The following is a 13,411-nucleotide window of genomic DNA, read 5'->3' as shown; positions in this document are numbered from 1 at the left end:
GCCCACACCGTCAGGCCCGCAAGCGGGCCCGCCAGCAGGAGGACCATGGCCGCCACGGCGGTGGTGCGGACCAGGATCTTGCGGCCCACCGTGGCGGCGGCCCGGTCGGCGGAGTCCAGCAGGCCCGCCGCGCCGATCAGTGCCGCGCCCAGGATGACAAAGGCCGCGGCCGACACGGCGGGTCCCGTGAAGGGAGTGACCAGGACGCTGGCGCTGGCTCCGGTGGCGACCTGGCCGCTGAGCCAGCCGCCGGCCAGCAGCAGCAGTGCCGCGGTCCAGAGGGCTCGGGCAGTCCGCGCCGGCCGGCCCGGCAGGAACAAGGCCGCCACCGCCAGGAGCAGGACGGGCAGGCCGATCAGCAGGGCGAGCAGGAGCGCCCAGGGCACGGCCGAGCCTGCGCCGAATAATGGCAGGCCGGTGAGGCCGCCGTCGGCCGCGAAGCGCAGCGGCTGGCCCAGGGCCTGTTGCCACAGAGGTGCAGCGTCAAAGCCCAGCGGCAGGCCGGGGTCCGCGAGCAGGGCCCGGGGCCGGTCAATGGTGGAGGCCAGGAACGGCACGAACAGCGCAAGGCTGGGGAGCAGCGCCCACCAGACGGTGCGTCCGCGGCGGCCCAGGAGGGTGCCGCAGAGTGCCACGAGGACGATGGCGGGGAGCAGCAGGGAGGGCGCGGCCGCGGTCACGACGGCCAGTGCCATGCCGGCGGCCGCCGCGGCAGTCCACGAGGCGGTGCCGTTGACCCCGGGCTTGATCGGGGGCGCCTCGGTGAAGCGGCGCTCCCCCGGGGCCGGAACGGCGTAGCGTCCGCGTCCCGCGGCGGTGCCGGTGGCACGCAGCAGGGCCAGCACCAGCAGCGGCATCATGACGTGGACCAGCAGCGCCCCGACGCGTCCCTGGTTGAGCGCAACCTGCAGGGCCGGCGCGGCGGCCCAGATGAGGGCGGCGGCCAGGCGGAGGCGCCGGCGCTGCGTCAGGGCCCCTGCGGCGAACCAGGCGCCGAGGGCGGAGAGCGGCATGGCGAGAATCAGCAGCCAGCCGAGGGCACCGTTGGCGTTGCCGGCACCGAGCACGCCGAGGACCCACAGGACGTAGCCGAAAGGGTTGCCGTGGCCGGGAAGGCCCGCGCCGAGGGTGATCCACCAGCCAGAGGCATGGTTCCAGATCTCACCCAGCCGCAGCGAGACCGGAATCAACGCGCCGCCGGAGACGGCCTCCACCCGGAAAAGGCTCAGCAGGCCGATCAGGGAGGCCGCCGTGGTGATCAGGATCGCGAGCAGCGCACCGTTGCCGACCCAGCCCCGCTCGGAGGTGGTGAGTGCGGCGAAGTCGTCGGCCGAGTCGCCGGAAGGTTGTTCGGCCAGCGGATCGTTCCCGGCCGGGCTGTCGCCGGAGTCGTCCGCGCCGAGGGCTTCCATCAGGGAGCGGCGGTGGGCCCAGACCTCCCGCCGCGGGGTCTGCAGCCCCTTGATCACGGAGCGCCGGATGCGGCGCGTCCGGGCAGCGTTCCGCCGCCCCCGGATCACTGCCGCGGGACGTCCGAGAGCGCCGAATGTTGCCAGGAGCTGCGAGAAGCCGTGCCCGGGATCTTTGACGGCAATGCTCAGGACCAGCTTGAAGAGGCTGCCGAGCAGGGCGCCGGCCGCGTGCAGCGGCACCTTCCAGGCGGGGGCGTGCTTGAGCCTCAGGTACACCTGGGCCTTCCGGGCCGCCGTCGCGTTGCCCAGAGCGTGCGGGCGGTGCGAGACGTGGAACATCCTGGCTCCGGGGACCACCACCACACGGTGTCCTGCCAGCCGGTTCCGCCAGCAGAAGTCGACGTCGTCGCCGCTGCCCGGCAGGGCCGGGTCGAAGCCGCGGAGGTCCTCCCAGACGTCACGGCGGACAAGCATGCCGGCAGAATTCACCGCAAAAGTATCGCTTCGGCCGTCGTACTGGCCCTGGTCGAGCTCGTCGGCTTCGATGAGCGTCAGCCGCTCGGCCCAGCGGCTCGTGGAGAGCCCGACGTCGATCAGACGGCGCTCCGAATGCCAGTCCAGCTGCTTGCAGCCGGCCACGGTGACGGACGGCGCCCGTTCCACGGCCTGAAGGAGCTCGGCGAGGGCCTCGGGAGCAGGGGCCGCGTCGTCATGCAGCAGCCAGATCCACTCGGCCGCCGGGCTGGCGGCCTGGCCGCTGCCGGGCATGCCGCCGTCGCCCCAGGGCGCGAGGGCGCGGAGGCATGCCTGCACGGCTCCGCCCATGCCGCTGCGGGTCTGGTCGAACGTGGTGACGTTGGCTGTGCCGAAGGCCTGCTCGAGGAGGGCCGCGGAATTGTCGCGGGAACCGGTGTCAACCCCGATGCAGGTATCCGCCGGACGGGTTTGAGCCGCCAGCGCAGCGAGGGTCCTGGGGAGAAAATCACCGCCGTCGTGGGAAACCACGACGGCGGTGACTCGTACTTCCTGAAGAATTAGATTGCTCGCTTCCTAAGCCGGCGCCGCTCGCGCTCGGAGAGGCCACCCCAGATTCCGAAACGCTCGTCGTTGGACAGAGCGTATTCGAGGCACTGCGAGCGGACGTTGCATGCACCGCAGACCTTCTTGGCGTCGCGGGTGGAGCCACCCTTCTCTGGGAAGAATGCCTCCGGGTCAGTCTGTGCACAGAGGGCGTCCGTCTGCCAGCCCAGCTCGCCTTCATCGTCGAAGTCCTGCTGGGAGGGCAATCCGATCCAAACCGGCTGCGCGGTGGTGCCGGCATGGAGCGTCTGGAGTTCCATCGGTGGGTCGTGGAGATCGTTGTCCTGGTCGGGACCGGACAGAAGTTCGTCGTGGGCCGCGAGGAAGGCGGTCGCCTGGTCCTGCAGTGAGTCCTTGGTGTGTTCGTTGTAGCGTTCGGCCGCGTCCGGATCGGCCGGATCTACATACCAGTCGCTCGGCACTCCGCGTGAACGGTATTTGGCCGTGGCCTGCCCAGCAACGACGGCCTCTTCATGGATACGCTCTGCTAGCCCCATTGGCGTTTCCTCTCTGATTTTGCAGCCTTTGACGGACCCTTGGACACTCGGTTGAGTGCCGGTTTCTGCGCATTGGCTTTCGATACCTAATTACACGTGTGTAAGTATCCGGGAGTCAAGCCAAGGCGGAGATAATAATCAACTCAATCCGCAAATCCGGGGCACGCCACGCCCGGGATTTTTCGGCCCCGGCCCAGAGAACACGCGGAATAATCAGGGTGCTGAGCAGTTTGCAGAATTTTTCCTGAATTTCCGCGGAACTTCTCCACACGGGCCGGGGATGGAGCCCGGCCGCCACCGGGATGGGTATGACGGAGATCACATGCCGCCGCCGTGGCAAGATGAAACCATGAGCATCCCGGCAATCGAACTGATGACAGCCCTGCGTTCCGGCCAGTCCACCTCCCCCCGGCTCACCTGGTACGGGCCTGAGTCCGAGCGGGTGGAGCTCTCCGGCCGGGTGCTGGACAACTGGGTGGCAAAGACCGGCAACCTGCTCCAGGACGAGCTCGACGCCGAGCCCGGGACACGGCTGCGGCTGGACCTGCCGGCCCACTGGAAATCCCTGATCCTGGCTCTGGCCGCCTGGCAGCTCGGCATGGAGGTCGTGTTCGACGACGCCGAGGCCGAGCTGCTGGCAACCGCGGATCCGGGCCCCGGGGCGGCGCAGGGAGCCTTCGACGCCGTCCTGGCAGTGGCGCTGCCGGCGCTGGCCATGCGCTGGCCGGGCGAGCTGCCCACCGGCGTCGTGGATTATGCCGCCGAGGTGCGCTCCCACGGTGATGTCTTGATGCCGCACGTGGATCCGGAACCATCCCGGCGGGCCGTCCTGGGCACAGCGGGGACGACGCACACGCATGGCGAGCTGCTGGGATCCTTCGCCGCGGCGCACGGCGCAGGTGTGCGGCTGCTGGTTCCGGCGGGCGACGGACTGGAGCACGCCCTGGCCCAGTCCCTGGGCGCCTGGCAGAGCGACGGGTCCGTGGTGCTGGTGCACCCCGCCGTCGCGGTGACGGAGAAGCTGCTCGCGGACGAACGGGTCAGCGGCAGCTAAATGCTTCCCCGGGGCAGCTGAAGGGTCTCCCCGCAGCTGAAGGGTATGCCCCGGGGCGGCGGACGGCTGTCCCACGGGGCGGCCGAACGGTCTCCCCGGCCAGAGGGCGGATCCTGCGGTCGAAGCCTTAGGCGGACGGGCCCGGCAGTTCCGGATCCTTGACGGCCCGGCTCTCGACGACCCGGCCCTCGACAACGCGCTTCCCGACGACTTCGCCGGGCTGGGTGTGCGGATGCCGTTCGATGATCTCGTGGTCGTGGGAGAACTCCGGCTCTTCGTCGAGTTCCTTGTTGAAGACCAGGAAGCGGTAGGCGAAGAAGCGGACCACCGTGGCGACCAGGATGCCCACAACGCCGGCTGCGAACAGCATGTTCTTGTCCGTGACGCCGAAGCTGTACTTGGCCAGGGCGGTGAAGCCGGTGGAAATGCCGATCCCGATACCGTTGATGAGGATAAACATCCCGAACTCGCGCAGCACATTGTCCTGGCGGCGGTGCCGGAAGGTCCAGAAGCGGTTCGCGATCCAGGAGAAGACGGTTGCGATGCTGGCACCAACGAACCGGGCCTTGGCCTCGCTGTCGGTCATCGGCCCGTGCATCAGGTAGTACGTGAGTCCGTTGTCAATGATGAACGCAACACCGCCCACCGCACCGAACTTGGCCACTTCGCGCCAAAAGAGCGAGGCTAGCCCGCGCATGCGCTCGGTAAGTGTAGTAATCATGACCCTCCGTGGCCCTCTTGAACTGTCGGCCATTGGGCCAACTGCCCATTTTAGCGCCGTTTGCCGGGAACTTGCCCCGGAGCCTGGTTCGCAGGCCGCGGCTGCGGCGGGTCAAACCCCGCCGGAAAGCGCCGGATTACCCTTGCGACCCCGCACCAGGACTGACAAAAGCCGGGATTTGGCGAGGTTTTCGGTAGGCTGGGGCTTGTGACTTTTCCTGTGATCGGTGTTGTTGGCGGCGGCCAGCTCGCCCGAATGATGGCCCCGGCGGCCACCGCCCTGGGCTTCGAGCTCCGCGTCCTTGCCGAAGGTGAGGACGTCTCAGCCGTCTCAGCCGTGGCCAACGCCCCGGTCGGTGATTACACCGATTTGGATCATTTGCTCGAGTTCTCCCGCGGCCTGGACGTCCTGACTTTTGACCACGAGCACGTCCCCACGGAGCATCTCCGCGCCCTGCAGCGGGCCGGCGTCAACGTCCACCCCGGACCGGATGCGCTGGTCAATGCCCAGGACAAACTCGTGATGCGGGCGGCTATCGACAGGCTCGAACTGCCCAACCCGCGCTGGGCCTCCGTTGACGACGTCGCCGCGCTGATCGCATTCGGCGACGACACCGGATGGCCGGTGGTGCTGAAAACCCCGCGCGGCGGCTACGACGGCAAGGGCGTGCGGATCGTCGACTCCGCGGCGGACGCTGCAGAGACCGCGGCCTGGTTCGAGGCGATGTCGCCGCTGCTGGCTGAGGCCAAGGTGGAGTTCAGCCGCGAACTCTCTGCACTGGTGGCGCGCACCCCGGACGGTGAGGCGCGGGCCTGGCCCGTGGTCCACACCATCCAGGTGGACGGAGTCTGCGACGAAGTCATCGCCCCGGCCCTGGACATCCCGCTGGAGGTTGCGGCCGCGGCGGAGAACGCCGCCCTCCGGATCGCCAGCGAGCTCGGCGTCACCGGCGTGATGGCCGTGGAATTGTTCGAAACCCCCGGCGTGGGAACAGGATTCCTGATCAACGAACTCGCCATGCGCCCGCACAACACCGGCCACTGGACGCAGGACGGTTCCGTAACGAGCCAGTTTGAACAGCACCTCCGCGCGATCCTCAACCTACCCCTCGGCGCCACGGACCTGCTGGGCCCCGTGGTCGTGATGAAGAACTTCCTGGGCGGCGAGAACCAGAATCTGTTCTCCGCCTACCCCGTAGCCCTGGCCAGCGACCCCGCGGCCAAGGTCCACTGTTACGGCAAGGCCGTCCGGCCGGGGCGCAAGATCGGGCACGTCAACCTTGTCGGCGGTTCAGTGGCCGACGTCGACTCCGTCCGGGAACGCGCCACCACCGTCGCCAACATCATCCGGAACGGACGGGCCCGTCCCCGCACCACAGGCGGAACCCACGAGGAGAACGCATGAGCGCGAGCAACAGCAACAGCACGGCACAGTCCACGGACCCCCGGTTCGCGCCAGCGCCGGACGCCGACGCCCCGGTCGTCGGTCTCGTGATGGGTTCGGACTCCGACTGGCCCGTGATGGAGGCCGCCGCCGAGGCCCTCGCGGAATTCGGCATCCCCTTTGAGGCCGACGTCGTCTCCGCACACCGGATGCCGCTGGAAATGATCAGCTACGGCCAGACGGCCCATGGGCGCGGGCTGCGCGTCATCATTGCCGGCGCCGGCGGCGCCGCCCACCTGCCGGGCATGCTCGCCTCCGTCACACCGCTGCCCGTCATCGGCGTGCCGGTGCCGCTCAAGACCCTCGACGGCATGGATTCCCTGCTCTCCATCGTCCAGATGCCCGCCGGCGTGCCGGTCGCAACCGTCTCCATCGGCGGCGCCCGGAACGCCGGTCTCCTGGCCGTGCGCATGCTGGCCTCGGGCACGGATCCCCTCGCAGCCCGGCTCCGCACCGAACTGGTGGACTTCGCACAGGAGCTCAATGACGTTGCCACCCGGAAGGGCGCGAGCCTGCGGCAGAAGGTGAGCGAAGTGTTCGCCGACGCCAACGTCGTCACCCGGGGCAGCCGTTAGGGACCGCCAGATGACCAACAGTTACGCCCCCTCCCGTCAGCAGGAGCCCCGGAACCGGACGGCTTCACCGTCGCACTCGGATCCCGTCCGCCATCCCTCGGGAGCGGCCGCTCCGGTCCTGACCAAGCGGGCCTTCCTGCTGGTCCTGATGACGCTGCTCCTGCCCGGCAGCGCCCAGATCGTCGCCGGCAACCGGCGGCTGGGACGGACGGCGCTGCGCGTCACCCTCACTGTCTGGGCGCTGGCCATCCTGGCGGCAGTGCTGCTCGTGGTATCCCGGCCGACGCTGATCAACGTGATCACGGGACCGGTCACCTCGCTGCTGCTCATCATCGGCCTCGGCGCGCTGGCGCTCGGCTGGGCGGCCGTCTTCCTCAACACCCTGCGGCTGATCCGTCCCGTGCTGCTGACGCCCCGGGTGCGCCCCGCCGTCGTTCTCACCCTGGTGCTGGCGATGATCCTCAGCAGCGGTTCGCTGGGCTACGCCGCGTACCTGCTCAACGTCAGCCGCGACGCCATCGGCAACATCTTCTCCAACGGGCCGACCATTGAACCCTCGGAGGGCCGGTACAACTTCCTGATGATGGGCGGCGACGCCGGGGCGGACCGCACCGGCCGGCGCCCGGACAGCCTCTCGGTCATCAGCGTCGATGCCAAGACCGGCAAGACTGCGATCATCTCCGTGCCCCGCAACCTGCAGAACGCGCAGTTCAGCGAAGGCTCGCCGATGCGCAAGCTCTACCCTGACGGCTACAACTGCGGTGACGAATGCCTCATCAACGCCATCAACACCGAGGTCACCAACGAGCACCAGGACCTGTACCCCGGGGTGGCGGACCCGGGCGCGCAGGCCACGATGGAAGCCGTGTCCGGGACCCTGGGCATCAAGGTCCAGGCCTACGTGCTGGTGGACATGGAGGGCTTCTCCAAACTCATTGACGCCATGGGCGGCATCCGGATCAAGGCCGGCGGCTGGGTCCCGCTCAGCGGCCCCACGGTGGACGAGGCCAACGGCATCCACGGCATGCCGATCGGCTGGATCCGCGCCGGCGAACAGACCCTCGACGGCTATCACGCGCTCTGGTACGGCCGCTCGCGCGAGTTCGTCGACGACTACGCCCGCATCCAGCGCCAGCAGTGCGTCCAGCAGGCCATGCTGAAGCAACTGGATCCGGCCACCCTGCTGGCCAAGTTCGAGGACATCGCCAAGGCCGGCACCAAGGTGGTGGAGTCCAACGTTTCCGCGGGCCAGCTCGGCAGCTTCGTGGACCTCGCGATGAAGGCCAAGGGCCAGGAAATGAGCCGGCTGACCATCGGACCGCCCGACTTCGACGCGTCCTTCTCGACCACACCGGACTTCGACAAGATCCACCAGAAGGTCGACGCCCTGCTTGCGCCCGCCCCCGCCGCAGGCGCCGCGGACGACGGCATCCGGCCGCAGGACGCGGCGCCCGGGCCGCTCTCGGCAGCCGGCGGTTCGCCGCGCACCCAGCCCGGTACCCAGCCCGGCACGCAGCCCGCGGAGTCGCCGTCGGACTTCACTCCGGTGACCACGACGCCGGACGGTGAGCCGATCACGGTGGAGATGCTCAACCAGTTCAAGCGCAACGGCGATGAACAGTCCATCCGCGACCTGGTCGCCACCAACGGCCAGTGCGCGCCGCTCTAGCACCAGTGCCGACTCTTTCCGCAGCAGGCTTCCGTAACAGATAGGGACACCCAGGCAGTGTACGAACTCGAGAATGTCCTCCGGCCCTATGCCTGGGGCTCCAGGACAGCCATCGCCGGGCTGCTCGGCCGGGCAGCTTCCGGCGGCCCCGAGGCGGAGCTGTGGATCGGCGCGCACCCGGACTCCCCGTCGGTGGCGCTCAGCCCGGCCGGTGCCGGATCGGCGGGCGCCCATGCCGCGGTCGCAGACGACGGCGGACGCCTGGCTTTGGATGCGCTGATCGCGGAGGATCCGGAGCACCATCTGGGCAGCGACAGCGTGGCCGAATTCGGCCCCCGGCTTCCGTTCCTGCTCAAGGTCCTGGCTGCCGACAGCCCGCTCTCCCTCCAGGTGCACCCGACCCTCGAGCAGGCCCGGGCAGGGTTCGCCCGCGAGGAGGCCGCCGGCGTCGACCGCGCAGCAGCCGAGCGCAATTACAAGGACAACAACCACAAGCCGGAGATGATCTTTGCGCTGACACCGTTCGAGGCGCTGTGCGGCTTCCGGCCCGCGGCGGACGCCCGGGCGGTCTTCCAGTTGCTGGTGGCCGATTTTGAGCTGGCCGGCCTGGAACTCCCCCCGCTCGTGCCGCTGCTGCTGGCGGATCTTTCCCAGCCCGAGGAGGCTGCGGCCCTGCGCTCGGCCTTTGAGCGGCTGATCTCCGGTGGCGGCGAGGTGGCGGAAGCGACGGCCGCGATTGGCGCTGCCCTGATGTCCGGCGCCCCGACGGCGCCGTACCAGGCCGAGCTTTCCACGGTCGTCACCCTCAATGCCCAGTACCCGGGCGACCCGGGGGTGCTGATTTCCCTGCTGCTCAACCGCATCTCTCTGGCGCCGGGCGAGGCTGTCTACCTGCCGGCCGGAAACGTCCATGCCTACCTGCACGGCCTCGGCATCGAGGTGATGGCCTCCTCGGACAATGTGCTGCGCGGCGGCCTGACCCCGAAGTTCGTCGACGTGCCGGAACTGCTCCGCACCATTTCCTTCGAGACCGCCGTCGTGCCGATGCTCAGCCCCGAGACCACGATGCTGGGGCAGGAGGTCTTCCGGCCGCCGTTCCGTGAGTTCCAGCTGCAGCGCATCGAGCTCCTGCCCGGCGCGGAGCCCGTCCCGCTGGCACAGTCGGGAGCCGCCGTCATCATCGTCGTAGCCGGATCCCTGCTCCTGGACTCCCCCAAGGGCGAGCTGCGGCTGGAGCGCGGCGCGAGCGCCTTCCTGCCCGCGGCCGAGGCCCCGGTCAATGCCCACGCCGTCTCCGGCGCAACCGGGACAGCCCTGGCCTTCGCCGTCACCACCGCACTGAAAGCCTGAGACCGTGGACCACTTCCTGCAGAGCCCCGGATGGGCCAGTTTCCAGCGCAGCCTGGGCCGGACAGTCCACGAGCGCTCCGGCCCCGGCTGGAGCTTCCTGGCCATCGAGGAAAGCAACCCGGCCGGGAAACTCCTCTACGCGCCCTACGGCCCGGTGGCCGCTTCCCTCACCGCGTTCGATGCCGCGCTGACGGCGCTGACGGCGCTGGCACGCAGCTGCGGGGCCGTGTTTGTCCGGATAGAACCGGTGGACGCGGGCTTCACGGCCGCGGACGCCGATGCCGTCCTGCGCACACGCGGACTCCGGCCCGCCCCGGCCAACCAGCAGCCCGAACTGAGCTGGATCGTGGACCTGGACCGGGACTTCAAGGACGTCCTCGCGGACATGAAGCCGGTGAACCGCAACCTGTACCGGAACATCCACAAAAAGGGCGTGACGTTCCGCGCCAGCCAGGACCCGTCCGAGATATCCGTGCTGCTGCACTTCCTGCACCTGACGGCGGCGCGCAACGGTTTCAAGCCGCAGAGCGATGACTACCTCACGCAGGTCGCCCGCTCGCTGGTGCCGGCCGGTGCCGCGACGCTCTTCATCGCCGAGCTGGAGGGCGAGCCCATCGCCGCCGCCCTGGCCTACGACTCCGCTGACACCCGCACCTATGCCCACGCCGCACTGGATGACACCCACCGCAAGCTCAGCGCCGGAATTCCGCTGCTGGTCACGCTGATGGCCGATGCCAAGGACAAGGGCCTGAAGCATGTGGATCTTTGGGGGGTGGCACCGGCGGACCAGCCCGAGCACAAGTGGGCAGGGTTCACTGCCTTCAAGAAGTCCTTCGGCGGCCGCGAGGTCTCGTACCCCGGAACCTGGGATCTGCCCGTGCGAAAGCTGCGCTACGGCGGGTACCAGCTGGCCAGACAGGGCGCACAGGCCGCCCGCCGCGGCTTCCGGGCAGCCCGGAAGCTGCCCGTCCGGCTGCGGAGCGCCCTCCGCCGGTAACCCCCCGCACCAGGCATTGCACGCCCGCACGGGACATGCCCCCCGGGGCCAGCGCACCCCACGACTGGACATGCCCCGCGTTGGCCCTGGCACATGGACATAAGCACACTCTGTCCAACCCCTGGCCCAGCCACTGGACATGTCCCCCGGGGGCAGCGCACCCCACGACTGGACATGTCCCGCGCTGGCCCAGGCACGTGGACATAAGCACACTATGTCCAACCCCTGGCCCGTCCACTGGGCATGTCCCCCGGGGTGTGGCGGCCGCGAGTCCTAGATGCGGGTGGAGGCTGCGCGCTTCTGGGCTTCGTAGGCGCTGGCGACCATGTCCTCGACGGAGTGGCGCATCTTCCAGTCCAGGTCGCGTGCGGCCAGGGTGCCGTCGGCCACGATCCGGTCCGGGTCGCCGGCCCGTCGGGGGCCGATCTCCGGTTCGAAGTCGATGCCGGTGACCTTGGCCATCGCCGTCATGATCTGCCGGACGGACAGCCCGTCGCCGGACCCGAGGTTGTAGACGCGTTCCAGCGGCCGGCCGGCGGCGAGGGCCTGGGCCGCGGCGACGTGCGACGCGGCAAGGTCGGCCACATGCACGTAGTCGCGCACGCAGGTGCCGTCGGCGGTGTTGTAGTCGATGCCGTTGATGCGCGGCGTCTTGCCTGCCGTCAGCGCACGGAGCACGATCGGGAAGAGGTTGTGCGGGCTCGAGTCGTAGAGTTCCGGCGAGCCGGATCCGACGACGTTGAAGTAGCGCAGCGAGGTGTGCTTGAGCCCCCGGGCCTTGCCCTGGTCCCGGATCAGCCATTCGCCAATCAGTTTGCTCTCCCCGTAGGGGGACTCCGGCTGCGTCGGGGTGTCTTCGGTGACGACGTCCCCGGTGGGGGTGCCGTAGGTGGCGGCGGAGGAGGAGAAGACCAGGTTGGCGACCTCGGCCAGCTCCATCGCCTTCAGCAGTTCCGCCGTGCCGGTGACGTTCTGCTCATAGGTGAGCAGCGGCTCCTGCACGGAAACGCCGGCGTATTTGAACCCGGCGAGGTGGATCACCCCGGTGACGGCGTGGTCCAGCATCGTGCGGGCCACGAGCTCCGAGTCCAGGATCGTGCCGTGCACGAACGGCACGTCCTCCGGGACGAACTCGCGGTGCCCGCTCGAGAGCGAATCGACCACCACCGCCTGCATTCCGGCCCCGCGCAAAGCGGAGACCACGTGAGAACCGATATATCCTGCGCCACCTGTAACAAGCCATGTCATGGTTCCACCCTACCCAACGCCACCGGTCCGCAACCCGCCCGGAAACGCCGGAACCCGGGGCGCGTTTTGCGCCCCGGGTTCCGGGTGTTCCAGTGCGGCGGGTGCTAGCTCTTGCGGGCGTAGCCTTCCCACTTGCTGGCCTGGTGCTCGCCGTCCACGAAACGGATGGTCCCGGACTTGGAACGCATCACGATGGACTGGGTGAGGACCTTGTCCTTGGAGTAACGCACGCCCTTGAGCAGGTCACCGTCGGTGATGCCCGTGGCCGCGAAGTAGCAGTTGTCGCTGGAGACGAGGTCGTTGGTCGACAGCACCCGGTCCAGGTCGTGGCCGGCGTCGATGGCCTTCTGCTTCTCGTCGTCGCTGGTGGGCCACAGCCGGCCCTGGATCACGCCGCCGAGGGACTTGATGGCACAGGCAGAGACGATGCCTTCCGGCGTGCCGCCGATACCCATAAGGGCGTCAACGCCGGTGCCGGCCCGCGCGGCAGCGATGGCGCCGGCGACGTCGCCGTCCATGATGAATTTGGTGCGGGCACCGGCTTCGCGGATTTCCTCCACGAGCCCCCGGTGGCGGTCCCGGTCCAGGATCATCACGTTGAGCTGGTTGACCTTGACGCCCTTGGCCTTGGCAATCAGGTGCAGGTTCTGCTTGACCGGCAGGCGCAGGTCAACCATGTCGGCGGCTTCGGGTCCGGTGACGAGCTTCTCCATGTAGAAGACCGCGGAGGGGTCGAACATGGAACCGCGCTCGGCGACGGCGAGGACGGCGAGGGCGTTGTTGATGCCCAGTGCTGCCAGCCGGGTTCCGTCGATGGGGTCGACGGCGACGTCGCACTCGGGGCCGGTGCCGTCGCCGACGTTTTCGCCGTTGAAAAGCATCGGGGCTTCGTCCTTCTCGCCTTCACCGATGACCACAACGCCGTTGAAGTGAACGGTCTGCAGGAACGAACGCATGGCGTCGACGGCGGCGCCGTCGGCCTTGTTCTTGTCCCCGAACCCAACCCAGTGGCCCCCGGCGATGGCGGCGGCTTCGGTGACGCGGACCAGTTCCAGAGCAAGGTTGCGGTCCGGCTCGTCGATGCCGACGGCGAGCGACGGGGAAAGCGTGGAGTACTTCTGGGTCATTGGCGCTGGTGTCACGTGAACCTCTTCTTCGAGTGGGGATCATGGAATCCGAACGGACAGGATCGATCCGTCGCGGTGATTCATTGGTTTGTGATCTCGTCTGTAACTGATCATAGTCGCGGTGGAAAGCCGCGTCTTGGAATGACCATTCCGTGAAACGGCCCGGCGCCGCCCCCGCCCGCTCCCGCCGGGCCCCGCCGAATGTGAGATCGGCCCAGAATGGGCGACTATAGAGGGG

11 protein-coding genes are annotated in these 13,411 nt (G+C 68.8%); 6 read left to right on the top strand and 5 right to left on the bottom strand.

Annotated features, from left to right (window positions below; translation table 11 throughout):
- Nucleotides 1-2,417: glycosyltransferase (locus BJQ90_RS03565; RefSeq protein WP_226758934.1), on the bottom strand; the 2,417-nt coding region annotated here is incomplete at its 3' end.
- 29 nt (nucleotides 2,418-2,446) lie between these two features.
- Nucleotides 2,447-2,989, bottom strand: a complete 543-nt coding sequence (locus BJQ90_RS22410) for a WhiB family transcriptional regulator (RefSeq protein WP_264196903.1) — start codon at nucleotides 2,987-2,989, stop codon at nucleotides 2,447-2,449.
- A 349-nt stretch (nucleotides 2,990-3,338) separates the two neighbouring features.
- Between BJQ90_RS22410 and BJQ90_RS03555 the strand changes: the two genes are divergently transcribed.
- Complete coding sequence (locus BJQ90_RS03555; RefSeq protein ID WP_226758933.1) at nucleotides 3,339-4,043, top strand: TIGR03089 family protein; 705 nt, start codon at nucleotides 3,339-3,341, stop codon at nucleotides 4,041-4,043.
- A 127-nt stretch (nucleotides 4,044-4,170) separates the two neighbouring features.
- Here BJQ90_RS03555 and BJQ90_RS03550 read toward each other — a convergent pair whose 3' ends face one another.
- On the bottom strand, nucleotides 4,171-4,764 hold the full coding sequence (locus BJQ90_RS03550; RefSeq protein ID WP_226758932.1) for a GtrA family protein: 594 nt from the start codon (nucleotides 4,762-4,764) through the stop codon (nucleotides 4,171-4,173).
- Between the two features lie 255 nt (nucleotides 4,765-5,019).
- Between BJQ90_RS03550 and BJQ90_RS03545 the strand changes: the two genes are divergently transcribed.
- The 5 genes from BJQ90_RS03545 to BJQ90_RS03525 all read left to right on the top strand — a co-directional run bounded on the left by BJQ90_RS03545 (nucleotide 5,020) and on the right by BJQ90_RS03525 (nucleotide 10,798).
- Nucleotides 5,020-6,168 (top strand): 5-(carboxyamino)imidazole ribonucleotide synthase, encoded by a 1,149-nt coding sequence (locus BJQ90_RS03545; RefSeq protein WP_264196905.1) that lies wholly within the window; start codon nucleotides 5,020-5,022, stop codon nucleotides 6,166-6,168.
- Between the two features lie 89 nt (nucleotides 6,169-6,257).
- Nucleotides 6,258-6,782: a 5-(carboxyamino)imidazole ribonucleotide mutase gene (gene purE / locus BJQ90_RS03540; RefSeq protein ID WP_226758938.1), complete on the top strand. Its 525-nt coding sequence runs from the start codon at nucleotides 6,258-6,260 to the stop codon at nucleotides 6,780-6,782.
- Between the two features lie 10 nt (nucleotides 6,783-6,792).
- The gene (locus tag BJQ90_RS03535) at nucleotides 6,793-8,451 is read left to right on the top strand and encodes an LCP family protein (protein WP_226758930.1); all 1,659 of its coding nucleotides are present in this window, start codon (nucleotides 6,793-6,795) and stop codon (nucleotides 8,449-8,451) included.
- Nucleotides 8,452-8,508: 57 nt separating this feature from the next.
- On the top strand, nucleotides 8,509-9,801 hold the full coding sequence (gene manA / locus BJQ90_RS03530; RefSeq protein WP_226758929.1) for a mannose-6-phosphate isomerase, class I: 1,293 nt from the start codon (nucleotides 8,509-8,511) through the stop codon (nucleotides 9,799-9,801).
- A gap of 4 nt (nucleotides 9,802-9,805) precedes the next feature.
- Nucleotides 9,806-10,798 (top strand): lipid II:glycine glycyltransferase FemX, encoded by a 993-nt coding sequence (locus BJQ90_RS03525; RefSeq protein WP_226758928.1) that lies wholly within the window; start codon nucleotides 9,806-9,808, stop codon nucleotides 10,796-10,798.
- Between the two features lie 273 nt (nucleotides 10,799-11,071).
- Here BJQ90_RS03525 and galE read toward each other — a convergent pair whose 3' ends face one another.
- Both galE and glpX read right to left on the bottom strand, forming a co-directional pair.
- On the bottom strand, nucleotides 11,072-12,046 hold the full coding sequence (galE, locus tag BJQ90_RS03520) for a UDP-glucose 4-epimerase GalE (protein ID WP_226758927.1): 975 nt from the start codon (nucleotides 12,044-12,046) through the stop codon (nucleotides 11,072-11,074).
- Nucleotides 12,047-12,150: 104 nt separating this feature from the next.
- The gene (gene glpX, locus BJQ90_RS03515; protein WP_024366327.1) at nucleotides 12,151-13,173 is read right to left on the bottom strand and encodes a class II fructose-bisphosphatase; all 1,023 of its coding nucleotides are present in this window, start codon (nucleotides 13,171-13,173) and stop codon (nucleotides 12,151-12,153) included.
- Between the last annotated feature and the right edge of the window lie 238 nt (nucleotides 13,174-13,411).

Source organism: Arthrobacter sp. SO3, assembly GCF_020532825.1.
Lineage (GTDB): Bacteria > Actinomycetota > Actinomycetes > Actinomycetales > Micrococcaceae > Arthrobacter.
Note: the sequence above shows the minus strand (reverse complement) of the source record. Positions and strands in the feature narration are given on the sequence as shown.